Raw genomic sequence first — 26,835 nt, 5'->3', positions numbered from 1 at the left:
AAGGGGTTCCGTGATCAAGTCGCGAAGCGCTGCAGACGGCGTGCTCACGCGGTGAGCTCCGAATTCAGTTCGTCGATGAGCTCCGCCGCGCGGTCGCCGAGGTCGCGCAGGGCGCCGTCGGTGCCACCGCGCTCGATGAAGGGGGCGTCGTCGAGGTCCTCCGTACGGATGCCGGCAGAGTTCGCGATCACCTTGACCATGTTGTCGAGCCACCAGCGCTCTGAGTCCGTGAACGTCACGCCTGCCTGCTCCTGCTGGGCCAGCCAGGCGGCGTACCTTTCCTGCACTCGTTCGACGTAGGGGACGAGCTTGTCGTCGACCCCGACGGTGAAGCGGACCAGCGAGACGAGGTCGGTCAACGTGCGGTGGTCGGACTTGGTGGCGAACTGTGGGTCCAAGGCGACGTACGCGTTCCAGATGATGTCGGGCGTCCAGTTGTAGGGAGGTCGGGCGATGCGGTCCGCCAGCTCTTTAATATCGCTGAACGAGATCCGGCGCTCCTTGGCTTCGGTGAGGAGCTGGATCGCGGTGATCTCAGCTCGATGCTTGTTGAGGTATTCGCGCCAGGACTCGACGACGGACGTTGCCTTGCTGGTGTCGACCACGCCGTACGCGTCGAGCAGGACGTCTGCGGAGACCTCATCGACCACCCGGTCGTGGACGCGGCGGAGCTCGAGGATGCGGGCGCGCAGATCGGGGTTCGATGCGAGTGGCTTCACGGCGTCGATGATCAGCTGCTGACGAGCGGAGTCCGGGTCCTCGGCACCCTCGATGGCTTCGGCTTGACGGTCGGGGTCGACGGCGTCGACGAGATGGCGGACCACGTTCCGCACAGACCCGCCGGCGACGGAGTCGAGCTCGGTGCGCTCCTCGGGGGTCAACTGGTGTTCGAGGGCGGCAAGCCGTGATGCGAGGGTCGCCGTCTCGTCTTCGGTGATGGTCAGGTTGGCGGCCTTCTGCAGCAGCTTCTGGAGGCTGACCGACTTCTCGCGGTTGAGCGGCGGCTCGACGAAGTCGTGCTCGGTGACCCCGATGGCGTCGATGAGCACGAAGCGGGTCTTCTGCTTGGCGTCGGGGGTGACTGCCTGGAAGTCGGCCGCCGGGATGGTGCGGGCGCCGCGACCCTTCATCTGCTCGAAGTACTGCGGCGAGCGCACGTCGCGCACGAAGAACACGCACTCCAGCGGCTTCACGTCAGTTCCGGTGGCGATCATGTCGACGGTGACCGCGATCCGGAGAGCCGGGCTGGTGCGGAACGCGGCGAGCTGCTGGTCGGCGTTGCGGGCGGTGTACGTGATCTTGGCGGCGAAGTCGTTGCCCTTGCCGAAGACTTCGCGCACCTGGATGACGATCTCCTCGGCGTGGGCGTCGTCCTTGGCGAAGATGAGGGTCTTCGGCACGGTCGATCGTCCAGGGAAGATCTCGGTGAAGAGCTTGTCGCGGAAGGTCTCGAACACGGTGCGGATCTGGTCGGTCGCGGTCACCGCGCGGTCGAGCTGGCCGCTGGTGTACTCGAGGTCCTCGTCCAGAGCCACATAGCGCTGGGCGCGGGTGCGCCGGTCGACCTTCGGGACGACTGTGCCGGCCTCGATCGTCGAGCCCTGGTCGCTGATCTGGGTCTTGATCCGGTAGATGTCGAAGTCGACGTTGACGTTGTCGGCCACCGACTGGGGATAGGTGTACTCGGAGACGAGGTTCTGCTTGAAGAACCCGAAAGTCTGTTTGCCGGGGGTCGCGGTGAGGCCGACGACGTGGGCGTCGAAGTACTCGAGGACACCGCGCCACTGGCCGTAGATCGAACGATGGGCCTCGTCGACGACGATCAGGTCGAACGTCTCCGGTGGGATGTCGGAGTTGTAGGCGACGGTCACCGGGGTGTCGGGCACCCAGCCGTCCAGCGCGGGGTCGTCGCTCTCGCCGACCTCCTCGTTGCGCAGTGCCTTGAAGACGCGCTGGATGGTGGAGATCGCGAGGGCGGTCGACTCCGGCATCGGGCCGCGGTTGAGCCGATTCACGTTGTAGAGCTCGGTGAAGCGGCGGCCGTCGTCTGGAGTGCGGTAGTTCTCGAACTCCGCCATCGTCTGCTTGGCCAAGTTGTTGCGGTCGACGAGGAAGAGGATCCGGTCGAACCCGCCGAACTTCAGCAGCCGGTAGGACAGGGTGACTGCGGTGTAGGTCTTGCCGGCGCCGGTCGCCATCTGCACCAGGCTCCGGTCGTAGCGCTGCTCGCGCAGGCTCTGCTCGACGCCGTTGATCGCTTCGATCTGCGCCGGCCGTAGGGGAGTGGTGTCCAGCGGTGGCAACGCGGTGACCTTGCCCCGCCAGGTGGGGTGCTCCTCGTCCTTGCGGCGCAGGGTCTTGGCGAGGGTGGCCGCCTTGGGGAAGTTGAAGATCCGGCGGGCACGCGGCCCCGGGTCGAACCCATTGGTGAAGTGGGTCTCGGTGCCACTGGCTTCGAACACGAACGGGAGCCGTCCGTCCTTGGCCAGCGCTGCCAGTCTCACGTCGGGAGGGAGGCCGTCGGCGTACATCGCGGACTGCCACTCGACCCCAGACAGGGGGGTGCCCTCGGGCTTCGCCTCGATCACGCCGACGACCTGCTGGTCGACGTAGAGCAGGTAGTCGGCTCGACCGTGCCCGGTCGCCATCGTGGCTTCGCGGCGCGCGACGCCCTGGGCGGCGAAGAGGTTCAGTGACCGGCTGTCCTGCACAGACCAGCCGGCGTCGGTGAGCTGGCGGTCGATCAGTACGCGGGCGCGCGCCTCCGCGGCAAGTCGGTTGGCGTCATCCCCCGGGCTCATGATGCCTCGTAGGTTATGCGCTATGGACTGGTGTCATGGCACTTCCCGAGACTGATCTGCACCGCATCCGGCTGTGGGCACGTGAGCGGGTGCCCGAGCACCTGTGGGATGAGCTGAAGGTCGAGGCCGACGTCTCTGACGGACACGTCGACATCGTCGAGGTGCGGCCGCCGTGGGACGGCGTCGGCGAACACACCAGGTTCCCGATCGCGCGACTGCGCTACACGAAGTTGACCGGCTTGTGGGCGATCTACTGGCGCGACCGCAACCTGAAGTTCCACGAGTACAAGCGCAAGCGCCCGACCAAGAATGTCCAGGCGCTTCTCGAGCACATCGGAACCAGCGGCGACCCGATCTTCTGGGGGTAGCCAGGGGTGCCGGGGGAGGCCAGCTATCCGCCAGCCTCCGCAGTTAGGCTCAGTATTGCCCGGTGCGGTAGGCTCTGGTACTTTGGTACCTGAGAAGGAGGGCAGCGCTATGGCTACCGCTACTGCGCCGATCAAGGTCGACGCCGCCACTGACGAGCTCGTGTCGCACGCAGCGCACTTCATGTCCCGTTCGAAGAAGGACATCGTTGACGCTGCCGTGCGCGAGTACATCGATGCCCACCGCGACGAGATCAACGCCGGGATCAAGGCTGCACTCGGCCAGCTCAACGGCACTGACGCCGCTGCTGTATCGCTGATGACCGGACTCAGCGCCGACGAGCTCGACGACCTCGGCGGCCTACCGAGATAGCCGACGCATCGCCGTCCGCTGGAGCGTCGGACCTGGCCGCTAGATTCGCCAAATGGTCTCGGAACCGATCGGCGTGCGCCCAACGAAACGCTGCCTCGGTGACCTCGGTGTTGAAACGCCAGACCTCGGGGTTCGCCTGGAAGAGATCGATCAGCCGGTCATCGCGAGCGCCCAGGCCGTCCCTGAACAGCGGGACGCAGGCGGCGCCGAGCGCGTCGTCGCCCTCACCGATCGCGTCTGGTTCAAGGTCAAGACCAGCGACCATCGCGCTGCCGTGACCGAGCTTCACGGCACCAATCTCCCGGACTGGGTGCGCCCGAGCCGAGGCGCATGGTGGATCGGGGCCGCTGGGCGGCGTCAAGCCGACAGCGCCCAGCGCGACTTCTACGCCACGCTGCAGCGAGAGTGCACGACGGGGAAGACCGTCTCCTCGGATCACCTGCTCCCGGCCGAGTGGGACTGGAAGCGCCTCGCTGCAGAACAGGCCGTCGCGTGGCGGCGCGAGATGAAGCGAATGGTGATCCGGCTCGTCGCGATGTCGCTGAAGAACGGGCAGCTCGCCGTCGCCGAGTTCCGGAACCATCGGATCAAGGCGCTCGTCCGGGCAGAGAACGGGCACGAGGCCTACCTAGCGATCATTGCCGAGGGAGTGCCGGACCCGCAGATGTTCGCGCTACTCCTCGACTGCGTCCCGGGTGTCGCGCCCGAGGACTGGCAGCCCGAACCGTCGCCCCTGGCCGAGATGAACCCTGGCTCGGGCGAGATCATCTGGTCGACGCTCGTCCCGTCCGAGGTCGCAAACGCGATCCTCGACGTGGACGCCGATAGCTGACGGCCGGCGGTTCGTAACTAGTCCGCAGGAACCCTCGCGGGTGCACGCGCCGACACATGCGAGATGGGCAGGTAGGTCATCGCCACGAAGGCGACCCCTTCCCAATCAAGGAGGGGCCAACGTCAAGCCTCGGACACCGTGTCGGTGTCCGAGGCTTCTTCATCTGCTGCTAATCCTCGATGTCGGGCGTCGACTCCTTCTCCATGGTCGCGACCTGCTGGATCATCTTCGCGACCTCGGTGCTCATCAGGAAGTAGGTGTCGTCCCCGGCGTAGCGCTTGCTGTAGGGCCGCTTGTCCTTCGTGCGCCGCTCGCCGGCTCCGATGACGCCCGACATCACCTTGCGGTTGTAGCCCACCGCCTCGCAGAGGTCGGGCCAGAAGACCTCCTCGCCGGGGTGGAGCGACAGCTCCAGCAGGAGGTCCTTCCACGGCTGATTGTTGGTCCCGCCGAGGTAGGCGTCCTTCACGTCGTCGTAAGTCAGTTCGGCTGAAGGTACCGTCGCGTCCTCAGAGGAACCCTCTGGCGCACTCGTCGCGAAGAGTGTGGCAACGTACCCGTAGACGTCCGACAGGCGTTCCGTGGGCACGGTGACTGTGATCGTAGTGGTGGCGTTCATTGAGTGCCCCCTTTTTGAAGTGTGGTTGCTAGGAACACCCTTAGGCTACCCCAGAGGTACCCAATGTCAACCTCAGAGGGGCCAAAGGGTCCTTGAACTCTTCGAGTCGTTCCAGAGCCTCAGGGGCAGGGCTGTGATGGGCGGCCGCGCGGCGACCAAGTCCCGAAGTCCGCGAGCCTTCGGAGCCGCCGCGCTCAGCGACTGCCCATGCCGGCGACAGATGTTCCGGTCGTCGCCGCGCAGCCAAGCGGTTCGGCGGCCGCGAGATCGTCAGCCTTGACCGCCGTCACTCTCCACTGCGGTCCGGCCCAGTCACATCCAGGGCCTTCACCCTCCTGCCCGAGACGCTCAGGTGACCCCAGCGGTCCGCAAATAGTCCGCAAGAAGTCCGGCCGAGACCGATGATCGCCGACGACGTCCAACGGTCCCGCGAACACGTTTCCCCAGGTCAGGCCATGGTTTCCGGCATCGACCGGGGATGACCAACGACCATCGAAACCCCGCGTGATCGTTCCGCTTCAACGTCTGACGGCGAGTCCCGGGCACTCGTGCCCGGCTACGAAGGCCACGAACCGGCGTCGTGCCGTGCGACCACGCGTCGTCGGCGTCGGCTGGCCAGCATGGTCCCATGAAGCTGACCGGGATCGAGCTGGTGACGGTGGCACTGCCGCTGGTCGCCCCCTTCCGCACGTCGTTCGGCACCGAGACCGAGCGTGAGGCCCTGCTGCTGCGCGTCGTCACCGACGAGGGCGAGGGGTGGGGGGAGTGCGTGGCGATGATGGAGCCGCTGTACTCGTCGGAGTACGTCGCCGGCTGCGTCGACGTGCTCAGCCGGTTCCTGGTGCCGGCGGTCGCCGCCGTCGAGGACCTCACCGCGGACCAGGTCGCCCGGGTGCTGGCCCCGGTCAAGGGACACCGGATGGCCAAGGCCGCCCTCGAGATGGGCGTACTGGACGCCGAGCTGCGGGTGAAGGACGTGTCCTTCGGCACGGCGCTCGGTGCCGCCCGGACGACGGTCCCCTGCGGGGTGTCGGTGGGGATCATGGACTCGGTCGGCGACCTGCTCGACGCCGTGGATCGCTACGTCGCCGAGGGCTACGTGCGGGTCAAGCTCAAGATCGAGCCGGGCTGGGACGTCGAGCCGGTGCGGGCGGTGCGGGAGCGTCACCCCGACCTCCCGCTGCAGGTCGACGCCAACACGGCCTACCGGCGCTCGGACGCACGGCACCTCGCGAAGCTCGACCCGTTCGACCTGCTCCTGATCGAACAGCCCCTCGACGAGGAGGACATCGTCGGTCACGCCCAGCTCGCACGGACGATGAGCACGCCGATCTGCCTCGACGAGTCCATCGTCTCGGCCCGTGCGGCCGCCGACGCGATCGCGCTCGGCGCCTGCTCGATCGTGAACGTCAAGCCCGGCCGGGTCGGTGGCTACCTCGAGTCCCGGCGGATCCATGATGTCTGCATGGCGAACGACATCGCGCTGTGGTGCGGCGGCATGCTCGAGACGGGCATCGGGCGGGCCGCGAACGTGGCACTCGCCGCGCTGCCCGGCTTCACGCTGCCCGGCGACACCTCGGCGTCCGACCGCTACTACCGCACCGACGTCACCGAGCCGTTCCGGATGGACGAGGGCCATCTCACGGTGCCGACCGGAGCGGGACTGGGCGTCACGCCCCTGCCCGACGTGCTGGCCGAGGTCACCGTCCGCACGGAGTGGCTGACGTGGTGAGTGCGGCCGCGGCCGCACTGCACCGCCGCGCCGTCGTCGCCGACACCCACAACGACCTGCTCTGCGCCGTCGTCGCCCGTCCGGTCGAGCGGTGGGCGGAGTTCTTCCGCGAGCGCTGGCTGCCCCAGCTGCGGGAGGGTGGGGTCCGGCTCCAGGTGCTGCCCGTCTTCATCGACGACCCGTACCGGCCCGAGGGCGCCCTGCGGCACACGCTGCGGATGATCGAGGCGGCCCACCGGATCGCGGAGGCGAACAAGGACGCCGTCGCGCTGTGCCGCGACGGTGTCGAGATCGACGCTGCACTCGGCGAGGGCAGGATCGCTCTGGTCCTGGCCCTGGAGAGCGCGCCCGGCATCGGCGACGACACCGAGCTGCTCGAGACGCTGCACCGCCTCGGAGTGCGGGTCGCGTCGATCGCGCACTTCGGGCGCACCCTGCTGGCCGACGGCAGCAGCGAGGACGCGACCGGCAGCCGGCTCACCCGAGCGGGCGTGGCGGCGCTGGCGGAGATGGAGCGGCTCGGGATGATGTTCGACCTGAGCCACCTCGGGGTCGGCGGGGTCGACCACGTCCTGGAGCTCGCGACGCGACCGCTCATCGCGACGCACTCCTCGGCCCGGGCGCTGCTCGACCACCACCGCAACCTCGGCGACACCCACCTGAGGGCGATCGCCGCGACGGGTGGGGTGGTGTGCGTCAACTTCTTCGCGCCCTACCTGCACGCCACCGACCACACCATCGGCCGGTTGGTGGACCACCTCGAGCACGTGGTGAGCGTCGTCGGCGTCGAGCACGTCGGGCTCGGCCCGGACTTCGTCAAGGAGGTCCTCGCCGACACCCAGCCGCCGTGCTGCGAGCCCGTGCCGGGCGACGACATCCCGCCGGACGCCTACATCCCCGGCCTGGAGGGGCCTGCCGGGCTGCCGCTGGTCACCGACGAGCTGCTGCGTCGGGGCTGGGCCGAGGACGACGTCCTCGCCGTGCTGGGCGCGAACGTGCACCGGCTCTTCCGGGCCGAGCTCGGCCGCCCGGCCTGAGTCGGAGCCCTCAGCGCGGCAGGCCGACGTGGTGCGCCGCGAACGCCAGCATGTCGCCCGACTCGGCGACCACCTGGGACAGCGCCTTGCCAGCGCCGTGCCCGGCCGCCCGCTGGATCCGGGTGATCACGGGCGCGGGCCCCTGCTGGGCGTGCTGGAGCGTCGCCGTGAACTTGTGGCTGTGCGACGGCACGACCCGGTCGTCGTGGTCGCCGGTGACGACCATCGTGGCCGGGTAGCGTGCCGGCCGCACGTTGTGGAGCGGAGAGTACGCCAGGGCGACGGCGAAGTCGTCCGGGTCGTCCGGGTCGCCGTAGTCGGAGATCCAGGCCGCGCCGAAGGTGAACTTGTGGAAGCGGAGCAGGTCCATCACCCCGACGGCGGGCAGGACCACGCTCGCCAGGTCGGGGCGCTGGGTGAGCACGGCCGCCACGAGCAGGCCCCCGTTGCTGCCGCCGTGGAGCACGAGGTGGTCGGCGGCGCCGCTCGCCAGGAGGTGCTCTCCCACGGCGATGAAGTCGTCGAACACGTTCTGCTTGTGGGCGAGCCGGCCGGCGTCGTACCAGGCGGTGCCGAACTCGCCGCCGCCGCGCAGGTTGGCGATGGCGATCGCACCGCCGGCCTCGAGCCAGGCCGGGTAGATCGGCATGAAGTCGGCGCCGACGGGAACGCCGAAGCCGCCGTAGCCGTAGACCAGCGTCGGGACGGCTCGCGCCGGGTCGTGGTCGCTGCGGCGCACGTGGAAGTAGGGGATCTCGGTGCCGTCCCTGCTCACCGCCCGCACGCGCGTCACGGTGACCTCGGGCGGGTCGTAGCTGCCACCCGGCGGGACCAGGTCGTCCAGCGGCTCGAGGTCGTCGGTGCCGACGGTGCCGCGCAGGACCTGCAGCGGCCGGGTGATCGTCGAGATCCCGAGGAAGAACTCCTCGCTCCCGGGATCGGCCCACAGGCCGCCGTAGGGGAGGAGGGCGCCGGCGGGCGCGGCGAGCCGGCCCAGGCGCTCGCCGTCCAGGGAATGGCGCTCGAAGCACGGCTGTGCGTCTACCAGGCGTACGGCGATCAGCTCGTCGCCGGCGGCGAGGACGCCGATCAGCTGGTCCTCGGCCTCGGGGACCAGGACCCGGGGGACCGGTGCCGCGGCGGCCAGGTCGAGCGCGACGACCTGCCCGCGGTCGGCGTCCAGGTCCGTGCTGCAGACCAGGTCGTCACCGACGACGCGGACCACCTCGAAGCGGGCCACGGCCTCGTCGACGACCTTGCGCGGCGGACCGATCGCGGTGCGTCCGGCGGAGTCGGTCAACGCGAACGCCCACACCCGGGTGCGTTGGTCGGTCCCGTCGGCGAACGTCACGAGCAGCCATCGCTCGTCGTGGGAGACCTGCAGGGACTCGAAGACCACCCGCGGCAGGTCGGGCAGGTCGACGAGGACCTCGTCGGACGACTCCGACGTGCCGAGCCGGTGGCGCAGCACCCGCATCGGTCCGGACTCCTCGGCGTCGGTGCCACCCATGGTCCGCTCGCGGCGCGGAGCGGCGTAGACGTAGGACCGGTGGTCGGGCAACCAGGTCGGTGCGGCGTACTTGGTCTGGATCGGTGCGTCGATGACGGGCTGCCCGCTGTCGATGTCGAGCAGCCGGACCTCGCACCAGTCGCTGCCGCCCTCGCTGACGATCGCCGAGAGCACCCGGCCGTCACGGCTCACGCTGACGTCGCGCACGGACGTGGTGCCGTCGGGCGACCACGAGTCGGGGTCGAGGACGAGCCGGCCACCGGCGCGCAGCTCGTCGAGGCTGTCGGCCAGCCACCACGCGTCCTGGTCCTGGGTGCCGTCGTTGCGGGTCACGAGGTAGCGGCCACCCGCTCTCGTCGGGCACCCGGCGCGCGGCTGGCCGAGGGCCTCGGCGAGCCGGGCACGGAACCAGGCCCGCTCGGGAAGGGCGGAGAGGAGTGCCTCGGCGTGGGCGTTCTGCCGGTCGACCCAGTCGACGGTCTCGGCGGAGTCGGGGTCCTCGAGCCAGCGGTAGGGATCGGCGATCCGTCGTCCGTGCAGCTCCTCGACGACGTCCCCGCGGCGCGTCCGGGGGTGGCTCATGCCTCCCCCTGCGCACAGGCCGTGGCCAGTGCCCGCCAGACCGACTCCGACGCGGTCTCGATCCGGTCGGGGTGCTCCTCGCTGGGCAGCCACGTGCCGTTGGCGAGCACGACGACCGTGATGCCGCGGGCGAGGTCCGTCGCTCCGTTGGACGAGAAGCCGCCGTACATGCCGGGGTGCCCGTGCCAGCGCCGGCCCGCGACGTCCTCGATCATGGTGCCGGCGCCGTAGCCGTGGGCCTTGCGGGTCAGGTCGGCGTCGGCGAGCGACGCGGGGGTGGGGGTGGTCATCTCGCCGACGCTCTCGGGGTGCAGGAACGCCGCGCCGACGAACAGCCCGTCGAGGAAGCGCGCGGCCCCGAGCGCCGTCCCGGCGAACATCCCGTCGCCGAACGGGAGACCGAAGAGGTCCGTCGGGACCCCGCTCGGGTGATGGGCGCCGTAGGCGTCGCGGAAGGTGCCGTCGGGCTGCGGATCGTAGCCGCGGGCCAGCAGCGCCGCAGCAGCCACAGAGCGGTGCAGGGTCAGCTGGTCGTCGGGGATCGGGGGAGAGTCGACCGGCCGGTGGATGAAGGCGCTGCAGGCGTCCTGCATCGCGTCCTCGCCGCCGAGCGCACGGACCAGCACCCGGGCGAGCAGGACGTAGCCGGCGTTGGAGTACGCCCAGCTCCGGCCGGGCGCGACCGGCTCGCGGAAGGCCGGCGCCACCATCGCCCAGGTGAACGGACGGTCCGGGTCGTAGCTGCTGGGCGTCGTGCTGCCGGGAGCGACGTGGGGGAGCAGGGGCGCGAGCTCGGGCGTCGTGTAGATGTCCGGGTAGCCGGCCGTCTGGGTGACCAGCATCCGGGTCGTCACCCTGGCGGTGCCGGGCACCTCGTCTCCGAGGTACGTCGCCAGCGGTGCGTCGAGGTCCAGGACGCCGCACTCTGCCTGGCGCAGCGCGGCCGCGGCGATGACGAGCTTGCCGAAGCTCGCCAGGCAGAACATCGTGTCGTCGGCGACCGGCCTGCGGGCCGCGACGTCGGCCAGCCCGTGGGTGCCGGTCCACACGACCGCGCCCTGGTGCATCACCGCTGCCTGCACCCCCGGGGCGGCGGTGGCCCCGGCAGCACGGCGGAAGGTGGCGTCGAGGCGGGCGGACAGCTCGTCGCGGGCGGAGGCGAGTTCGGTGCTCATCGACCGGCACGCTACCCACGCTCGTCGACAGGCGGTTCGTGCGCGCTCACGAGCCGCTCCCGCGGATCTTCGCGTCCGGCGACGAAGGCGGTGGTACGACGATCCCGCGCCGCGCGTAGTAGTGGTCGAACACCTCGATCGGCAGGCGCACGGCCGCTCGGCGCTCCGCGGTCGGGCCCGCGGGGTCGTGGAAGACGACGTGCGCCCCCGGGGCGGCGTAGGCCAGGACGAGGTGGCCCCCTCGTGCGGGTGGCGGGGCGGGGGCATCGCGGATCGAGGAGTGGACCGAGGCGATGACCCACGCGCCGGCTCGTAGGTCGGCGGCCAGGTCCGGGGCCGGGTAGCCGTCGCGGACGTGCGCGGCGATCGCCCAGCGGGTGCGCAGGTAGTCCACGAACGGGCCGTAGACCAGGCCGCGCACCCCGTCCTCGTGCACGACGTAGCCGCCGGCGGCCAGGAGCTCGCGGGCGAGCGCCACCGGAGCGGGGCTCCCGCCGACCCGGTCGAGCAGGATGCTGCGCAGGCAGGCGATGCCGCAGGAGCGTCCCGCCCAGAAGGCGTACTCCTCGCGATCGCGCGCACCCGAGCGTGCCCAGCGCGGGTCGTCCTCGGGCCGCGCGGTGCCGTCGATGATCCCCGCGACCAGGTCCGGGCTCTCGAACTGGGCGACATAGGCGGGCAGGCGTGCGGGGGAGCCGGTCACCGGCGAGACGCTACGCAGCCGCACGGCCGGGGCGTTGGTGCCCGGTCACGACGGGGCCGGCCGGCGTTCGCGTGGTGACACGAAGCGTCCGGCACGCGGGATCGGTAGACCTGGATGCCATGGCAGCGCAGCACTCCTCGGTCCGGGTCGACGTCGCGGTGATCGGGGGCGGCGTCATCGGAGCGTGTGTGGCCAGGGCGGTCCGGGCACGGGGGTTCGAGGTGGTCGTGATCGACCCGGCGCCCGGCGAGGGAGCCTCGCGGGGCAACGCCGGGCTGGTCGTGCCGAGCTACTCCGTGCCGATGGCGACACCGGCCAACCTGCGCGCCGGGCTGCGTGGGGCGCTGGGCCACGACGCCGCGATCAGCGTCGGGCGGCCCTTCTCCGCGGCGACGGCCGGCTGGCTCGCGCGGTTCGTGCTCAGTGCCCGGCCCGACCGGGTCCGGCGCACCGCTCGCACCACCTTCGACCTCGCCGCCCGCAGCCGTCGGCTCTACGACGACCTGGCTGCCGAGGGGCTCGACCTCGGTCTGCGCACGGTGGGCTGGCTGTGGACCTTCGGCCCGGCGTCCGGGCCGGCGGCCGCGGCGTCGGTCGTGCGTGACCTCGAGCGTGTCGGCTCCGCGGGTCGACTGGTCGACGGCGACGAGGCGAGAGCCCTCGAGCCGGCGCTGGGGGCCGAGGTCGCTGCCGGGGTGTGGTTCCCGCAGGAGGGTGTCCTCGACCCGGCCCGGGCGACCGTGATGCTGCTCCACGACGCCGAGGAGCGCGGCGCGTGCGTGCTGCGCGAGCCCGTGGTCTCCGCGGAACGGGACGGTCCACGGATACGGGCGCTGCGGACCACCACGCGGGTCGTCGAGGCGCGCTGGGTGGTGCTCGCGGCCGGTGCGTCGAGCCGCGCGGTGGGCGCGCTGCTCGGCGCCCGGGTTCCCGTGGAGGCCGGCCACGGCTGGAGCCTGACCGTCCCGACGCCCGAGCCGCTGGTCGGACGGGCGTTGATGGACGCCGACGCGCACGTCGTCGTCAGCCCGCTGCCGGGCGGGCTCCGCGTCACCGGCGGCATGCAGCTCGGCGGCCGGCCCAGCAGCGAGCGGGCCGACGCGACCGTCGCCGGGCTGCGGTCCGCGGCGACGCGGCTGGTGCCGGCGCTCGCCGACCTGCCGGACGGCGTCGCCTGGCAGGGAGCGCGGCCGATGACGGCCGGCGGCCTGCCCCTGCTGGGCCGCGACCGGTCGGTCGACAACCTCCTGCTGGCCACGGGACACGGGACCCTCGGCGTGACCCTGGCGCCGGTGACAGGCGAGATCCTCGCGGAGCTCGTCACGGACGGTGCTCGTCGACGGGCGAGGGGAGCGGCGTGATGGACGAGCCGACCCTGGTGCTGAGCCGCGGCGACGTCGCTGCACTCTTCGACGCCGACACCGCCTATGACTCGCAGGTGCGGGCGTTCACGGCGATCGGGCAGGGCGCTGCGAGGCCGTCGGCGAAGATCATGCTGGAGCACCCCGGCCTGGACGACCTGTGCTTCACCTACGCCTCGCGGCTGCTGCCGTTCGGGGCGGTCTGCAAGTTCGGCAGCGTCAACCCGGGCAACGCCGAGCGTGGGATCCCCACGATCAGCGCGACGGTCCTCGCGCTGGACGCCGGGACCGGTCGGCTCGCGGCGATCATCGAGGGCACCGAGATCACCACCCGCCGCACGGCGGCCGCCACCATGGTCGCCGTCGAGGCGCTGGCCGTACCGGGACCCCTGGAGGTCGCGATCGTCGGCACGGGCGTCCAGGCCGCCGCGCACGTGCGGGCCCTCGCCGCGCGCGGCCGGACCGTCGAGGTGCGGATCGCGGGACGCTCGGCGCAGCGTGCGGCGTCCCTCGCGAACGAGCTGGCCGCGGACACCGGGCTCACCGTCCGCGGCGCCGCCGACGTGCGCTCCGCCGTCGCCGGGGCGGACGTCGTCGTGCTCGGCACCACGTCCCACACCCCTGTCCTCGATGCCGGATGGGTGGCCGGCGGCACGCTCGTCGTCTCGCTCGGCTCCATCTCGCCGACCCGCTGCGAGGTGGGCCAGGACCTGCTCGCGCGCGCGGCGAGGGTCGTCGTCGACGACCGCCACAGCGCTCAGGTCCAGGCCGGACCCGTCGTCGCCGGCCTGGCCAGCGGCCGGCTGGCCGCTGCGGACCTGACCGGCCTGGGCGAGGTCCTCGTCGGCCTCGCGGCCGGGCGAGGAGGCGACGACGAGATCGTCTTCTACAACAGCACCGGCATCGGACTCCAGGACGCCGCGGCCGCGGCCGCCGTCATCGCCACGGCCCGTGACCGCGGCGCGGGCCAGCACCTCGACCTCAGCCAGTGAAGGAGACCCGGGACATGACCGACCAGACCGGCGCCGTGTGCGTCGACGGCTGCGCAGCAGGGATCTCCCCGCGCACCCTCAAGGCCGAGCTGCCGCGCCTGCGGGCAGGCGGTGTGCGGGCGGCTCTCGTCACCGTCGCCGCGCTGGAGACGACCGAGGTGGCCGTTGCTGCGCTCAACGAGTGGTGGCGGGCCGACGCCCGCCCCGAGACCGGTGCGCGGGTGGCGACCACGGTCGAGCAGCTGCGAGCGATCGTCGCCGGCGGCGAGCTCGCGGCGGTGCTGCACTTCCAGGGCACCATGCCGCTCGGCAACGACGTCGGCATGGTCGACGCCTTCCACCGGCTGGGCGTGCGCGTCATGCAGCCGACCTACAACCACGCTGGACTCGTCGGCGACGGTTGCCTCGAGGAGCGCGATGCCGGGCTGACCCGGTTCGGCCGCGACGTCGTACGACGCCTGCAGCAGGTCGGCATCGCCGTCGACCTCTCGCACGCGGGGGAGCGGGTCTGCCACGACGTGCTCGACCAGGCGCAGGCGCCGGTGATCGCCACCCACGCCAACGCCCGCGCGGTGCACGACTCCCCGCGCAACCTGCGCGACGAGGTGATCGACCGGATCGCCGCGACGGGCGGCGTGATCGGGCTGTGCGCCTTCCCGAGCTTCGTCTCGGCGGATCCGGCTCCCACGCTGGACCAGCTGCTCGACCACGCGGTGCACATCGCGGAGCGGGTCGGCCCCCAGCACCTCAGCCTCGGCACGGACTTCATCGACGAGAACGAGGACGACTACGACTACTTCGGCTACGACGAGCGCTACTACCCGCGCCCGCCGTGGACCTGGCCGACCGGACTGGCCTGGTGGGACGAGGTCCGCAACGTCGGCCCGGCACTGCGCAGCCGGGGCTTCTCCGACGACGAGGTGAGCGGGATCCTCGGCGAGAACCTGCTGCGCGCCCTGGACGTCGCGTGGAGGACGGGGCACGCCGGATGACCGGTCTCGACGCCGTCCTCGGTGCAGACCGTGCCCGTCGACCGGTTCACGCGGTCGAGGAGATCACGAGCAGCACCTCGTGGATGGTGACGAGGGACGGGTTGCGGCTGGCGACGGAGGTCTACCTGCCGCCCGTCGGCGCTGCGGCCGGGGTGCCGACGCTGACGCTGCGCACGCCGTACGGTCGCACGTCGACCCGGGACACCGCCGTCGAGCTCGCCCGTCGTGGCTTCGCGGTCGTGGCGCAGGACGTGCGGGGCACCGGCGACAGCGAGCCCGGCTCGTGGGACTTCACCATCCACGAGTCCGACGACGGCATCGACCTCGTCGAGTGGATCACCCGCCAGTCCTGGTACGACGGGTTCATCGGCGGTCTCGGCGGCTCCTACCTCGGCGGCACTCAGTGGTGCCTGGCGCGCCACCCGCTGATGAGCGCGATCGCACCCGAGGTCGGTGATCCCGGCCGTCAGCGGTCCAACGGCGTGCGTCCGCACCTGTTCGTCGACGCCTACTCGACGAGCGTCGGCCACGGCGCCGACAAGGTGGACGTCGACTTCACCGAGCGCGAGCGGCAGATGCGCGCGGAGACGGCGGCCGGAGGCTTCTTCAACGAGCCGCTGCACGGGAGGCTCAGCGACGGGCTGCTCGAGCGCTACCCCCACCTGCGCAGGCTCGCGCCGCTGGATGCACGCCGCTGGCTGTGGCGTCAGCTCTGCGCGCTCGACGCGGTCGGTCGCGCCGACCTGCTCCGCACGGCACTCGGCAAGGCCGTCGACGGCGACGTCGGGGTGAGCTATGCGGACACCTTCGCGCTCAACGGCGTCTTCCCGCCCGAGATGTCGGGCGAGGCCTACCTGCTGCCCCGGGTCGAGGAGTGGGAGCTGTACCAGGAGGTGCACGCACCACCGATGATCGTCACGGGCTGGTACGACTGGGGCCTCGGCCCGTCGCTGGAGAGCTGGGAGCTGCTGCAGGCACACGCCCGGCCCGGCGTGCGGGAGCGCAGCCGCCTGGTCATCACCCCCGCGGCGCACAACATGCCGGGCTACCTGGAGGGTGTCGAGGAGCACCCGGAGCTCGACCGGCACTACCGCACCAGCAGCATCGTCGACCTGCTCGTGCACTGGTACGACGCCGTGCGCACCGACACCGTCGCCCGGATCCCGCGGGTCACCTACTACCTCATGGGCGCTCACGAGTGGCGCACCACCGAGTCCTGGCCGCCGCCCGGCGCCAGCTCGATGACCCTGCACCTCGGAGCCGGCGGCAGGTTGCTGGCCGAGCCGCCGCCGGCGGACTCGCCGCCCGACGACTACGTCTACGACCCGCTCGACCCGACGCCGACCGTGGGCGGGAGCATCGTGTCCGACGTCTTCCGGCCCGGCAGTGTCGACCTCACCTCGGTGCAGGCACGGCCCGACGTGCTCGTCTACACCTCGCAGGTGCTCCGGGCCGACCTCGACGTGGTCGGGCCGCTGCGGGTGACGCTGCACGCCGCATCGAGTGCGCGTGACTCCGACTTCGTGGTCCGCCTGAGCGACGTGTTCCCCGACGGGCGGGCGATCCTGCTGCAGTCCGGCATGGTCCGTGCCCGCTATCGCGACCTCGCGCAGGGTCCGTCGCTGATCGAGCCGGGCGTGGTCCACCGTTACGACATCGACCTGTGGGCGACCGCCAACCGGTTCCGCGCGGGGCACGCCGTACGCATCGACATCTGCTCGGCCGACTTCCCCCGCTTCGAGCGCAACGCCAACCTCGGCGGCGAGCAGGGCGAGCCGGTGCCGGCCCGGCAGGTCGTCCACCACGACGCGACGCACCCGAGCCGGCTGCACCTCACGGTCCTGCGCTGAGGTGCAGCCGGCTCGGGCCGGTCAGGAGTGGAAGTACCAGGCCTGCGGGTTCGCGCCGACGAGACCGTAGGCCGTGAGGTTGGCGAAGGATGCGGGCGGGCCGGAGATCTTGTCGCTCCACACCGCGATGTTGTCGACGTTGGGCATGAACAGCCACGGCAGGTTCTCGCCCAGGTAGGTCGTCTCCGCGACCAGCGCCTTCGGATCCGTCGAGTGCACCGAGGCCTCGATCAGCTCGTCGGCCTTCGGGTCGTTGTAGCTGCCGAGGTTGAAGAAGGCCTTGCTGCTCAGGAAGATCGACGCCGACGGGTAGGCGCCCATCGTGAAGGCGCCCTGGTCCACCATCGCCCACTTGTCCTTGTAGGCCGGGCTCCCGTTGTTGTCGGTGTTCTTGTACAAGAAGTTGAGCGCCTTCGCCTCGCCGGTGATCGTGATCCCGAGCTTGCGCGCCTCGGAGATGAAGGCGAGGTCACGGTTGACGTTGCTCGCGGGCGCGTTGGCGTAGAGCAGGTTGAAGCTCAGCTCCTGGCCCTGGGGGATCCCCTCCCCGCAGTTCCCCGGGCCGGTGCCCGGGCTCACGCACGTCGTCGTGCCGCCCTCGACGACCTTCCAACCGTGGTCGGTCAGCAGCTTCTTCGCCGCCGCGGGGTCGTACGGGTACGGCGCCTCGTCCCCGAACTCCGGTGCGTACGGCGTGCCGGCCTGGGCGGTGCTGTAGTTGGGCGCGGCCGCACCGTTGTAGACGCCGCGGCTCTTGATGTAGCCGGGCTGGTCGATGAGGTGCTGGAGCGCCTGACGCACGTAGAGCTGGGCGATCACCTTGTCGAAGTTGCCGGTGGTGTTCGCGAAGTTGATCACCAGCGGGTTGACGGCGGCTGGCCCGGGACGCCCGTAGACGTGGTAGCCCTTCTTCTCGAGGGCGTCGAGCTGGGTCGCGAAGCTCGCGTCGAGCGCGCCCACCGTCAGCTCCCCGGCGAGCAGCTGGTTGAGCATCGCCTGGGTCGAGGTGAACGGGCGGAACTGCACCGCGTCCACGCGGGAGGGATCGGGGCCGGTGTAGGCCGGGTTCGGTGCCAGCGTGTAGCCGCCGGTCGACGGGTCGAACGTCTCCAGCCGGAACGGCCCGTTGACGGTCTGCCAGAGCGGGTTCGTGGCGAAGTCCGTGAGCACTCGGCCCTGCTCGGCCAGGAAGGTGTAGATCTTCTTCGCGTTGGCCGGATCGGTGAAGTCGAGGTGGGCGCCGTCCTTGGCCGCGATGTTCCAGGCGGTGGAAGGCAGGGGCTTGAGCTGGATCGCGACGCTGTGCAGGAAGTAGCCCGGGTTCGTCGGCTCGCTCAGCTTCAGCTCGACGGTGTGGTCGTCGCTCGCCGTGACGCTGGTGACGTTGTCGGGGAAGCCGCCCGGCACGTAGGACGCCCAGTTCACCGCGCTCAGCCCGACGGCCGCCTTGATGAGGTCGATGGTGAACACCAGGTCGTCGGCGACGACCGGGGCCCCGTCGGACCACGTGTTGCCTTCCTTCAACGCGATCGTGACCGTCGTGCCGTCGCTGCTGAACTCCGGGAGCTCGGCGAGGCTCTGCTCCGCATTGACCAGGTCGTCGGTGCCCACGTCCGCCTCGGCGTAGAGGTTGCGCACGAGCAGCTGGTTGCCGAGCGGGATGTCGGTGCTCGAGGGCAGGGGGAACATGGTGCTGGGGGACAGGCCGACCGGCAGGGCGACGCTGATCGTGCCCCCGTCCTTCGGTTTCCCGCTCTGCGAGGGCAACGAGCCGAGGGCACCGTCCTTGTGGGCCGGTGGCTCCTTGGCCGTCGTGCACGCGGTCGCGAGCAGCATGATCGACGTGGCGGCGATCAGTGTGCGGGCCGACCGACGAGAGGTGATCGCGCTCATCGAGGACTCCTGTTCTGCGTCGAGGCTAGTGGGCCCGCCCGCGGCGGTAGCCGTGTCGCTCCACGGTGCCGGGACGTCGCCGCGGCGACTTCGTGGCCGGCCACGATTTGTCGTCGCGGACGTCGTGCCTGCAGACCACGACCCCGGTCGGCACGCGCTGGACGATCGTCGTCGTGTCCGACTACCTCGCTTCCCCGATCGCCGCCGAACCGCCTCCTGCGGTGCTCCGTCACGACGCGGTGGCCGAGGCCGCGGCCGCGGCTGCGGACGCCGGGGTCGAGCTGCGCGAGCTGCGGGACCTGGTCGACCTCGAGCAGGTCGCCCAGCTCTACATCGACATCTGGAAGGGGACGCCGGGCACGGCACCGGTGTCGGTGGAGATGCTGCGGGCGCTGTCGGCGGCCGAGAGCTACGTCGTCGGCGCGTACGACGGTCCCGCCCTGCTCGGCGCCTGCGTCGCCTTCGCCGGCCCCCCGGAGAGCCGGCTGCTGCACAGCCACATCGCCGGTGTCGCCGCCGCAGCCCAGCAGCGCGGCGTCGGCTACGCGATCAAGCTGCACCAGCGGGCCTGGGCCCTGCACCACGGCATGGAGACCATCGCGTGGACCTTCGACCCGTTGATCCGCCGCAACGCCCACTTCAACCTGACCAAGCTCGGTGCGCGACCCGTCCGCTACCACGTGAACTTCTACGGTGCCCTCGACGACGGCATCAACCGCGAGGACGCGACCGATCGGCTCTACCTGCACTGGGAGCTGACGGTGCCTCGCACGGCGGCGGGCGAGTTCCGTGACGCGGCCGCGGTGCTCGTCTCCGGGCCCGACGACCGTCCGCGGACGACGCTCGCGCCGCAGGCCGCCCGGATCACGGTCGGGCTGCCGGGCGACGTCGAGCGGCTGCGGGACGCCGACCCGGAGGCCGGCCGACAGTGGCGGCTCGCCGTTCGCGCGCTTCTCTGCGCGGAGCTGGAGGCGGGCGCCCGCATCGTCGGTTTCGACCAGGCTCGCGGATACCTGCTGGAGCGCGCGTCCGGCTGACGTTCGTGGCGGGCGACCAAGTCGAGGCGCTCGGTTCGGGCCCGGCGACGAGCGAGGAGACCTATCCTTCGACCTATGGTCAGGGGGTGCTCAGGTCCGTGACGACGACACCGCACCGCAGCCTCGAGCGGGTCCTGGACCACCTCGGCGACACGCTGCTCGAGCGTCTCGCCGGTGACACCGTCCGCGCGCGTGCCATCGGCGGCGTGACGATCCACGACCCCGCCGACGACCTGGCCACGACCCGGCGCTCCATCGTGCTCGGCGTCGGCGTCCACGACCACGACGACATCTGCCAGCTGCTGCGCGACCTGGGGCAGAGCGACGCGGCGGCCCTGGTCGTCCGGACGCCGCTGACCGTGACGGGGGAGATGCGGCGCACCGCCGAGCGCGCCGGCGTCGCCCTGCTGGGGCTGACCGCAGGCGCTGCCTGGACGCAGCTCGCGGCGATGTTGCGCACCCTGCTCACCGAGGACGACGCGAGCGCCTCGGTCGACCTCATCGGAGGGATCGCGTCGGGTGACCTCTTCTCCCTGGCCAACGCGATCGCGGCCCTGCTCGACGGCCCGATCACGATCGAGGACTGTCACTCCAACGTGCTGGCGTTCTCCGGGCGCCAGGACGAGGCGGACGCCCAGCGGATCGAGACGATCCTCGGCCGCAAGGTTCCCGACAGGTACGTCCAGGAGCAGGAGTCGCGGGGTGAGTTCGACCAGATCCACCGCGCGGACGGTCCGGTGTTCCTGCCGTCCCTCGCCCTGGAGAACGACGAGCACGCGATGGCGCGCGTGGCGATCGCCGTACGAGCGGGACAGGAGATCCTGGGCTCGATCTGGGTCGCGGTGCCCGAGCCCCTGGATCCCGAGCGCAACGCGGCGCTCGCCGACGCCGCCAAGCTCGTCGCCCTGCACCTGTTGCGGGTGCGCGCCGGGTCCGACGTCGAGCGGCGCCTCCGTGCCGACCTGCTCAGCACCGCGCTGGAGGGTGGGCCCTCGGCCGCGGAGGCGGCGGGCCGGCTCGGCATCATCGGGCGGCCGGTGATGGTGTTCGCGCTCGCGCTGGAGGTGCCGGACCCCGAAGGGGCGCAGAGCGACGTCGCGGCGCACGCGACCCAGCTGCAGCGGGCCGCGGACGCCTTCGGCGTCCACCTCACCGCGCTCCAGCAGGGGGCGGCGGTGGCGGTGCTGGGCGACCGCGCCTACGGCACGGTGCCGGTCACCGTCGACGCGGCCGATCCGGCAGCCCGCGCCCGGCGGATGGCGCAGGCCTTCCTCGACCGCATCGGTCGCCAGGTGCCGGCACTGATCGGGATCGGCCCCCTGGCCGGGGACGTCGCTGCGTTGCCGACCGCTCGCCAGGGCGCCGACCGTGCGCTGCGCGTCCTGCGCCACGAAGCGGGATCGCGTCGGGTCGCGACCTCGGAGGACGTCCTCATCGACTCGCTCCTGCTCGACCTCGCCGACCTGGCAGCCGCCCGTCGCGAGGGCACGATGCCGGAGATCGCGCGGTTGCTGGACTACGACCTCGAGCACCAGGCCCAGCTCGTCGACACGTTGCGGGCGTGGCTCGACTGCTTCGGGGACCTTCCCGCGGCAGCTGCGCGGATGTACGTGCACCCGAACACCTACCGCTACCGGATCCGCCGTGTCAGCGAGGTCAGCGGGCTCGACCTCAAGGATCCCCGGCAGCGGTTCGCCGCCATGGTCCAGCTGCGGCTTCTCGACCCACAGGCCTGATCAGCCGAGGAAGAACGCGACGAGCTCGGGGTCGGGCGGGATCGGCGCAAGGCGGTAGTGCGGCGGCTCCCGGTGCAGCAGGTGCCGGACCAGGTGGTCCCAGCGCTTGCGGAGCACGTAGTGCTGGCGCCCGGTGAAGGCGTGCTCGGCGCCGGGGACGATGAGCAGGTCGAAGTCCTTGTCGGCCGCGATCAGCGCCTCCACCAGACGCATCGTGAGGTGCGGGGTGACGTTGTCGTCCATGTCGCCGTGGACCAGCAGCAGACGCCCGGTCAGGTTGCCGGCGAGCTCGGTGTTCGACAGCCGCGCACCGTCGCTCGGGTCGTAGGGGCCGTCGTACATCTCGACCCAGCTGGCGTGGTACATCCGGTTGTCGTGGTTGCCCGCCTCGGCGACGCCGACCGAGTAGACGTCGGGATGCGCGAGGAGCGCCCGCGCGGCCGCGTATCCACCGCCGGACCGGCCGAAGATGCCCACCCGGTCGAGGTCCAGCCACGGGCGGGACTCGGCGAGCTGACGGAGCACCGCGACGTGGTCGTCGAGGAACCCGGCGGTGTGCAGGTTGCGGTCGGCCTGGTCGTGGAAGGCCTTGTCCCGGCCGGGGGTCCCCCTGCCGTCCACGACCAGCACGGCCATGCCGAGGGCCGCCACGGCCTCCGAGTCGGCTCCGAACGCTCCCTGGTCGAACCCTGCCCGGGCGACGTGGACCTGCGGTCCGGGGTAGTCGTGGTCGACCACCGGGTAGGTCTGCGTCGGGTCGAGGTCGAACGGCTTGTAGAGCAGGCCGTACAGCGGGGTCCGGCCGTCCGCCGCGAGCGCGCGGAACCGCTCGGGTGGACTCCACCCGAGGGCGCGCAACGGGCCGAGGTCGGCCTGCTCGAGCTCGAGCAGCAGTGCCCCGTCGGTGCCGCGGACAACCGTCTCCGGCGCCGAGTCGACCGTGGACGCCGTGTCGACGAACCAGCGTCCGTGCGGGGCCACCGCAACCGCGTGGTCGCGGTCGTCGGTCAGCCGCGCCGGCGCGCCGCCGTCGAGGTCGACACGCAGCAGTGAGCGGCGGTAGGGGTCGTCGGCGACCATCCCCGTCACCACGACGTACGCCGCCCGGGCGGTCTCGTCGACGTGGGCGATCTCCTGCACGGCCCAGGCCCCGCTGGTCAGCTGACGGACGAGCACGCCGTCGGCGTAGAGGTAGAGGTGTCCCCAGCCGTCGCGCTGTGAGTACCAGACCACCTCGTGCCCGTCGGCCAGCACGCGCACGAGCGGCGGTGCGCCGTCGTGCTGGTTCGGCTCGATGCGGGTGGCGGCGGACTCGGTGACCAGGTCGCGGGTGGCGCCGGTGGTGGGATCGACGCGGCACAGGCGCATCGAGCGCAGGTCGTCGGAGCGGTCCACGACGTGGATCGCTGACGCGTCGTCGGCCCACCACGCCCAGCTGTGGGCGAGGGGCGTCAGGTACTCGACCTGGAACGGGTCCATCGCGACCTCGACGACCTGTCGTCGTGCGACGTCGAGCACGACCCACGACCCTCGCGCCATCGGCTCACCAGCCACCGGGTAGCGACAGCTGTGCAGGCGCGGCCGTCCCGCGTCCGGCGGCGCGGACTCGACGAGGTGCATGAGGGGCAGGTCGCGCTGGTCGACGCGGTGGGTGAGCAGGCGCGTCGAGTCCGGTGACCACACCAGCGCCGGCGCAGTTGCGGGCACGTCGAGGAGGCGGAGCAGCTGCCTCGGCTGGGCGTAGTCCGGCTGGGTGGCGTACGGCTGGTCATCGGTGCCGTCCGTGGTCAGCCTGACCTCCTCGCCGGTGGAGCTCGAGCGGATCCACACGTCGTGGTCGCGGACGAAGGCCGCCCAGCGACCGTCCGGTGACGTCGCCGCCGGCGCCGAGGGTGCCTGGGCCTCCGGCTCCCGCGTCAGGGACCCGTCGAGGAGGTCGTGGACCCACCTGCCGCCGAACGCCCGGAAGGCGATGCCGTCCTCGCCGGTGAACGCGATCGACCGGAACGGCAGGTCGTACGGAGCCACGGGCTCCCCCGTGGCGGCCGTCAACGCCGCGGCCACTCGCTCGTGGTCGAAGGCCCGCGCCCGGGTCCCGGCGTCGGGGTCGACGAGGACGAACTCGCCTCCGCGCTCGGTCTCGACCCGGTACCAGAACCGGTCGCCGTCCGCGATCCAGTGGGGCCGCACCTGCGTCCGGAGCGCGAGCCGGTGCCGGCGATGGGGGAGCAGGGCCTCTGCACGCCGGTAGGTCGCGGCAGGCAGGGCGTCGGCGAGCATGGCGTCTCCTCGTGCCGGGGAGTGGACGCTTCCGGACGATAGGTCCGGTGGGGCCGGGGCGGTTCGTGGCCGGTCACGAAGAAGCCGAGGGCGATCGGTGCCTGGAGACGTCATCGGGCGGACGACCCCGGCCGGCTACTGGAGCCCACCTCCACGGCCAGGGCCTCGCCGACATGCGCCCGAGAGATCCAGATCCGAACGTCGACTGCCCCCCTACTACCCCCGCAGGAGCGGACCAGTCGTGGGGCAACGCGGTCGATCTCGAAACCCGCGCGAGTGCTGAGCGGGTGCGGGGGCCGTCGGGGTTGACAGCGCCGTGTGGCCAGAGGACCGTCACAGGGGTCAAGTCTTCGAGCCGCAGCATTCTCGTCGGTCGCGACCGGGTCTCGGGTCGCCCGCACCGAGGGCGCGCCAGAGCCGAGGTCGATCTCACGACCGTCAGGACCGGTGGGCTCCATGAATGCTGCGCCGCGGATGCGCATCGCGATCGTCGACGACCACGCGCTGTTCGCCGAATCGGTGGCGTTGACGCTGGAGCACCAGGGGTACGCGGTTCGGCGCATCGACCTCACGGACCCTCGCACGACGCTTGCCACGGTGCTGTCGGCGACGCTGCGCACCGTCCCACGTCTGGTGCTGCTGGACCTGTGCCTGGGCCGGGTCGGTGACGGGACCCGGCTGGTGGCACCGCTCGCAGCGTCGGGTGCGCTGGTCGTCGTCCTCACCGGGAGCCTCAGTCGTCCCGAGTGGGGCGAGTGCCTGCACCGGGGTGCGCGCGCAGTCCTGCTGAAGTCGTCGTCGTTGACCGCGCTGTCGAGCACCGTCCGGCGGGCGCGTGACGGTCTGGCCCTGATGTCGGTCGAGGAGCGCACCGTGTTGATGGAGGTGGCGTCCCGGCACCGGGCCGAGAATCGTGACATCGCCAGCCGACTGGAGCACCTGACGCGTCGCGAGATGGAGATCCTCGGGGCGTTGATGCGGGGGATGCAGGTGCGCGACATCGCCCGCGCGGGTGTCGTCTCCGAGGCAACCGTCCGCACCCAGGTCAAGACGATCCTCGCCAAGCTGGAGCTGACCTCGCAGCTGGCGGCGGTCGGCGCCGCCCACAAGGTCGGCTGGCACTGTCCGCGGGGCTGAGCGACCCGCGCGAAGCCGCCCCTCCGACGTACCCCGTGGGCAGGGGCTCCTGCGTCAGCTGCGGCGCGGTGGTCGTGGGGCGCCGGTTTGGGCGCGCGGGGCTAGTGTGGAAGGTGACTGGTCGCCCAGAGGCCTCCATCCGGACACCCGGACCGGTCGAGAGGTGGCCGTCATGACGACGCCAGGCACACCCGTCCTTCCCGCCCCGGACCTCCCGGAGGGCCGATCCCCGGCACCGCAGCCCGTTCGCCAGCCGCTCCGGCTCCGCATGGGCCGGACCATGGGAGCCGATCGGCTCGACGGCGGCTGGTGGCCGCAGAGCCGCGACCTCGCGGTGGAGCTGGCCGACCTCGTCGACCACTTCCCGTCGCAGTGCGGTCACATCGTGCGCGCCCTGTTCTCCCCGCCCGACTGGGATCCCGCGCCGCGGCAGGTGCCCGTCGCCGGTCGGTACGTCAAGGTGGGGTCCTTCCCGCGCGACGACACGCACCTCATCGACCTGAAGACCTCCGACCGCACGGTGCTCCACGTGCTCGTCGTGCCGCCGTCGTTCAGTGACGACCAGGGCGCCGAGGCCCTCCTGGCTGCCGCGACGCCCGGCAACTCCCACACCGCCGGCGATCTGCTGTCCGTGGTGGCCGAGCACCGCGACATCGATCCGGCCGACCACTGGGAGGACGACGGCGGGCACTGGTGGGGCGAGGGGCGCTCGGCCCCGTCGTTCCGCGCCGGCGCCGCGGCCGGCGAGCGATGAGGTTCGTGGTCGGGTCCCCGGCGTAGGTCCGGCATCGAGGAACTGCCACTCTCCGTCGACCCCCTGCCAATCAGCGCGGCCGCGCAATATCCCGTGGCGCGCGTGCTGTTGTCACCGTCAGGATCGGCGGTGAGCAGGCAGGAGTGCGATGAACAGGCAGGCACGTCTCGGGATGGTCGCGACGGCCCTCGCGATCGTCTACGTCGTGTGGGGCTCGACGTACCTCGGCATCCGGGTGGTCGTCGAGGACGTGCCGCCCCTGACGGGGATGGGTGCGCGGTTCGCGGCCGCCGGGCTGCTCCTCGGCGTGGTGCTGCGGCTGCGTGGCGTCGACGTGCGCGTCAGCCGCGCCGAGCTCCTCGGCGCAGCCCTTCTCGGGCTGATGCTGCCCCTGCTGGGCAACGGCCTGGTGGCGATCGGGGAGAGCAAGGGCGCGCCGAGCGGAGTCGCGGCGCTGCTGGTCGCCGCGGTGCCGCTGTGGGTGGTGGCCTACCGGTTCGCGAGCGGTGACCGGGCGCGTGGGTGGTCCGTGCTGGGTGTGGTGCTGGGCTTCGTCGGGCTCGCGTGGCTGGTCCTGGGCGGCCGCAGCCAGGGCGACGTACCACTCGTCGGCGCCGCGTTCGTGCTGGCGGCGAGCGGGTTCTGGGCGTTCGGCTCCTGGGTGCAGCCGCGTCTCACCCTGCCGAAGGACCCGTTCGTGCTCGCGGTCCACGAGATGTGGACGGGCGGCGTGATGATGGTGGCGCTGGGCCTGGCCGTGGGGGAGTCGCCCACGCCGTTCGCGTACGACGCCCGGACCTGGCTCGCGTGGCTGTACCTCGTCGTGATCGGCTCGATGGTCGGCTTCAGCGCCTACGTGTGGCTGCTCTCCAACGCGCCGATCGGCCTGGTCGCCACCTACGCCTACGTCAACCCGGTCGTCGCGGTCCTCCTCGGCTGGGCCCTGCTCGACGAGCCGATCACGGCGGCCGTGCTCGTCGGCGGCCTGGTGATCGTGGCCGCCGTCGCGGTCGTGATCACCGTCGAGCGACCCCCCAAGCAGGCCGAGGACCCGGCGCTCGAGCCGGCCTGAGC

At 71.6% G+C, this 26,835-nt stretch carries 21 protein-coding genes; 14 read left to right on the top strand and 7 right to left on the bottom strand.

Annotated features, from left to right (window positions below):
* Window positions 1–44: 44 nt before the first annotated feature.
* Window positions 45–2,801 carry a type I restriction endonuclease subunit R gene (locus BJ958_RS13845; protein ID WP_179727364.1) on the bottom strand — a complete coding sequence of 919 codons (2,757 nt, stop codon included), beginning with the start codon at window positions 2,799–2,801 and terminating at the stop codon, window positions 45–47.
* A gap of 35 nt (window positions 2,802–2,836) precedes the next feature.
* Here BJ958_RS13845 and BJ958_RS13840 point away from each other — a divergent pair, with 35 nt between their 5' ends.
* The 3 genes from BJ958_RS13840 (at window position 2,837) to BJ958_RS13830 (ending at window position 4,371) form a co-directional block, all read left to right on the top strand.
* Window positions 2,837–3,169 (top strand): DUF3024 domain-containing protein, encoded by a 333-nt coding sequence (locus tag BJ958_RS13840; protein ID WP_179727363.1) that lies wholly within the window; start codon window positions 2,837–2,839, stop codon window positions 3,167–3,169.
* Window positions 3,170–3,278: 109 nt separating this feature from the next.
* Window positions 3,279–3,539, top strand: coding sequence for a hypothetical protein (locus BJ958_RS13835; protein WP_179727362.1), 261 nt, complete (start codon window positions 3,279–3,281; stop codon window positions 3,537–3,539).
* 52 nt (window positions 3,540–3,591) lie between these two features.
* On the top strand, window positions 3,592–4,371 hold the full coding sequence (locus BJ958_RS13830) for a hypothetical protein (protein WP_179727361.1): 780 nt from the start codon (window positions 3,592–3,594) through the stop codon (window positions 4,369–4,371).
* A gap of 169 nt (window positions 4,372–4,540) precedes the next feature.
* On the opposite strand, the gene BJ958_RS13825 is transcribed toward BJ958_RS13830, so the two are convergent.
* Entirely contained in the window at window positions 4,541–4,990 is a 450-nt protein-coding gene (locus BJ958_RS13825) for a hypothetical protein (RefSeq protein WP_179727360.1), read from the bottom strand.
* Window positions 4,991–5,618: 628 nt separating this feature from the next.
* Between BJ958_RS13825 and menC the strand changes: the two genes are divergently transcribed.
* Both menC and BJ958_RS13815 read left to right on the top strand, forming a co-directional pair.
* Window positions 5,619–6,722: an o-succinylbenzoate synthase gene (menC, locus tag BJ958_RS13820; protein ID WP_179727359.1), complete on the top strand. Its 1,104-nt coding sequence runs from the start codon at window positions 5,619–5,621 to the stop codon at window positions 6,720–6,722.
* Window positions 6,707–7,759: a dipeptidase gene (locus BJ958_RS13815; protein WP_343052679.1), complete on the top strand. Its 1,053-nt coding sequence runs from the start codon at window positions 6,707–6,709 to the stop codon at window positions 7,757–7,759. The genes menC and BJ958_RS13815 overlap by 16 nt, the downstream gene beginning before the upstream one ends.
* 10 nt (window positions 7,760–7,769) lie before the next feature.
* On the opposite strand, the gene BJ958_RS13810 is transcribed toward BJ958_RS13815, so the two are convergent.
* Genes BJ958_RS13810 through BJ958_RS13800 form a run of 3 tightly spaced genes read right to left on the bottom strand, consistent with a single transcriptional unit; the run spans window position 7,770 to window position 11,729 of the window.
* The gene (locus BJ958_RS13810) at window positions 7,770–9,851 is read right to left on the bottom strand and encodes a prolyl oligopeptidase family serine peptidase (RefSeq protein WP_179727358.1); all 2,082 of its coding nucleotides are present in this window, start codon (window positions 9,849–9,851) and stop codon (window positions 7,770–7,772) included.
* A complete protein-coding gene (locus BJ958_RS13805) occupies window positions 9,848–11,026 on the bottom strand; it encodes a serine hydrolase domain-containing protein (RefSeq protein WP_179727357.1) in 1,179 nt (392 codons plus the stop codon). The genes BJ958_RS13810 and BJ958_RS13805 overlap by 4 nt, the downstream gene beginning before the upstream one ends.
* Window positions 11,027–11,072: 46 nt before the next feature.
* The gene (locus BJ958_RS13800; protein WP_179727356.1) at window positions 11,073–11,729 is read right to left on the bottom strand and encodes a hypothetical protein; all 657 of its coding nucleotides are present in this window, start codon (window positions 11,727–11,729) and stop codon (window positions 11,073–11,075) included.
* A 119-nt stretch (window positions 11,730–11,848) separates the two neighbouring features.
* On the opposite strand from BJ958_RS13800, the gene BJ958_RS13795 reads away from it, so the two are divergent.
* The 4 genes from BJ958_RS13795 to BJ958_RS13780 are packed head-to-tail and all read left to right on the top strand — an operon-like array spanning window position 11,849 to window position 16,924.
* On the top strand, window positions 11,849–13,090 hold the full coding sequence (locus BJ958_RS13795) for an NAD(P)/FAD-dependent oxidoreductase (protein WP_179727355.1): 1,242 nt from the start codon (window positions 11,849–11,851) through the stop codon (window positions 13,088–13,090).
* Window positions 13,090–14,082: an ornithine cyclodeaminase family protein gene (locus BJ958_RS13790; protein ID WP_179727354.1), complete on the top strand. Its 993-nt coding sequence runs from the start codon at window positions 13,090–13,092 to the stop codon at window positions 14,080–14,082. The genes BJ958_RS13795 and BJ958_RS13790 overlap by 1 nt, the downstream gene beginning before the upstream one ends.
* 14 nt (window positions 14,083–14,096) lie before the next feature.
* The gene (locus tag BJ958_RS13785) at window positions 14,097–15,074 is read left to right on the top strand and encodes a dipeptidase (RefSeq protein ID WP_179727353.1); all 978 of its coding nucleotides are present in this window, start codon (window positions 14,097–14,099) and stop codon (window positions 15,072–15,074) included.
* Window positions 15,071–16,924, top strand: a complete 1,854-nt coding sequence (locus tag BJ958_RS13780; protein ID WP_179727352.1) for a CocE/NonD family hydrolase — start codon at window positions 15,071–15,073, stop codon at window positions 16,922–16,924. The genes BJ958_RS13785 and BJ958_RS13780 overlap by 4 nt, the downstream gene beginning before the upstream one ends.
* Window positions 16,925–16,945: 21 nt before the next feature.
* Here BJ958_RS13780 and BJ958_RS13775 read toward each other — a convergent pair whose 3' ends face one another.
* The gene (locus BJ958_RS13775) at window positions 16,946–18,817 is read right to left on the bottom strand and encodes an ABC transporter substrate-binding protein (protein ID WP_179727351.1); all 1,872 of its coding nucleotides are present in this window, start codon (window positions 18,815–18,817) and stop codon (window positions 16,946–16,948) included.
* A 92-nt stretch (window positions 18,818–18,909) separates the two neighbouring features.
* Here BJ958_RS13775 and BJ958_RS13770 point away from each other — a divergent pair, with 92 nt between their 5' ends.
* Both BJ958_RS13770 and BJ958_RS13765 read left to right on the top strand, forming a co-directional pair.
* A complete protein-coding gene (locus tag BJ958_RS13770; RefSeq protein WP_218865748.1) occupies window positions 18,910–19,854 on the top strand; it encodes a GNAT family N-acetyltransferase in 945 nt (314 codons plus the stop codon).
* Window positions 19,855–19,940: 86 nt separating this feature from the next.
* Window positions 19,941–21,590, top strand: coding sequence for a helix-turn-helix domain-containing protein (locus BJ958_RS13765; protein ID WP_179727350.1), 1,650 nt, complete (start codon window positions 19,941–19,943; stop codon window positions 21,588–21,590).
* Here the strand turns inward: BJ958_RS13765 and BJ958_RS13760 are convergent, their stop codons facing one another.
* Entirely contained in the window at window positions 21,591–23,870 is a 2,280-nt protein-coding gene (locus tag BJ958_RS13760; RefSeq protein ID WP_179727349.1) for a S9 family peptidase, read from the bottom strand.
* Between the two features lie 456 nt (window positions 23,871–24,326).
* Here BJ958_RS13760 and BJ958_RS13755 point away from each other — a divergent pair, with 456 nt between their 5' ends.
* The 3 genes from BJ958_RS13755 (at window position 24,327) to BJ958_RS13745 (ending at window position 26,833) form a co-directional block, all read left to right on the top strand.
* Window positions 24,327–25,007, top strand: coding sequence for a response regulator transcription factor (locus BJ958_RS13755; protein ID WP_179727348.1), 681 nt, complete (start codon window positions 24,327–24,329; stop codon window positions 25,005–25,007).
* Between the two features lie 172 nt (window positions 25,008–25,179).
* Entirely contained in the window at window positions 25,180–25,761 is a 582-nt protein-coding gene (locus tag BJ958_RS13750; protein ID WP_343052678.1) for a DUF5994 family protein, read from the top strand.
* Window positions 25,762–25,909: 148 nt separating this feature from the next.
* Window positions 25,910–26,833, top strand: coding sequence for an EamA family transporter (locus BJ958_RS13745; protein ID WP_179727346.1), 924 nt, complete (start codon window positions 25,910–25,912; stop codon window positions 26,831–26,833).
* Window positions 26,834–26,835 lie beyond the last annotated feature (2 nt).

Source organism: Nocardioides kongjuensis (assembly GCF_013409625.1).
GTDB classification, from domain to species: Bacteria; Actinomycetota; Actinomycetes; order Propionibacteriales; family Nocardioidaceae; genus Nocardioides; species Nocardioides kongjuensis.
This window is presented reverse-complemented; position numbering and strand designations above follow the sequence as displayed.

What these genes read in the sequence shown, in the direction of transcription:
- BJ958_RS13775 (WP_179727351.1), bottom strand. Translation starts at nt 18,817, where the DNA reads ATGAGCGCGATCACCTCTCGTCGGTCGGCCCGCACACTGATCGCCGCC.
- BJ958_RS13840 (WP_179727363.1), top strand. Translation starts at nt 2,837, where the DNA reads ATGGCACTTCCCGAGACTGATCTGCACCGCATCCGGCTGTGGGCACGT.
- BJ958_RS13795 (WP_179727355.1), top strand. Translation starts at nt 11,849, where the DNA reads ATGGCAGCGCAGCACTCCTCGGTCCGGGTCGACGTCGCGGTGATCGGG.
- BJ958_RS13760 (WP_179727349.1), bottom strand. Translation starts at nt 23,870, where the DNA reads ATGCTCGCCGACGCCCTGCCTGCCGCGACCTACCGGCGTGCAGAGGCC.
- BJ958_RS13825 (WP_179727360.1), bottom strand. Translation starts at nt 4,990, where the DNA reads ATGAACGCCACCACTACGATCACAGTCACCGTGCCCACGGAACGCCTG.
- BJ958_RS13805 (WP_179727357.1), bottom strand. Translation starts at nt 11,026, where the DNA reads ATGAGCACCGAACTCGCCTCCGCCCGCGACGAGCTGTCCGCCCGCCTC.
- BJ958_RS13745 (WP_179727346.1), top strand. Translation starts at nt 25,910, where the DNA reads ATGAACAGGCAGGCACGTCTCGGGATGGTCGCGACGGCCCTCGCGATC.
- BJ958_RS13810 (WP_179727358.1), bottom strand. Translation starts at nt 9,851, where the DNA reads ATGAGCCACCCCCGGACGCGCCGCGGGGACGTCGTCGAGGAGCTGCAC.
- BJ958_RS13780 (WP_179727352.1), top strand. Translation starts at nt 15,071, where the DNA reads ATGACCGGTCTCGACGCCGTCCTCGGTGCAGACCGTGCCCGTCGACCG.
- BJ958_RS13790 (WP_179727354.1), top strand. Translation starts at nt 13,090, where the DNA reads ATGGACGAGCCGACCCTGGTGCTGAGCCGCGGCGACGTCGCTGCACTC.
- BJ958_RS13785 (WP_179727353.1), top strand. Translation starts at nt 14,097, where the DNA reads ATGACCGACCAGACCGGCGCCGTGTGCGTCGACGGCTGCGCAGCAGGG.
- BJ958_RS13750 (WP_343052678.1), top strand. Translation starts at nt 25,180, where the DNA reads ATGACGACGCCAGGCACACCCGTCCTTCCCGCCCCGGACCTCCCGGAG.
- BJ958_RS13835 (WP_179727362.1), top strand. Translation starts at nt 3,279, where the DNA reads ATGGCTACCGCTACTGCGCCGATCAAGGTCGACGCCGCCACTGACGAG.
- menC (WP_179727359.1), top strand. Translation starts at nt 5,619, where the DNA reads ATGAAGCTGACCGGGATCGAGCTGGTGACGGTGGCACTGCCGCTGGTC.
- BJ958_RS13845 (WP_179727364.1), bottom strand. Translation starts at nt 2,801, where the DNA reads ATGAGCCCGGGGGATGACGCCAACCGACTTGCCGCGGAGGCGCGCGCC.
- BJ958_RS13755 (WP_179727348.1), top strand. Translation starts at nt 24,327, where the DNA reads ATGAATGCTGCGCCGCGGATGCGCATCGCGATCGTCGACGACCACGCG.
- BJ958_RS13830 (WP_179727361.1), top strand. Translation starts at nt 3,592, where the DNA reads ATGGTCTCGGAACCGATCGGCGTGCGCCCAACGAAACGCTGCCTCGGT.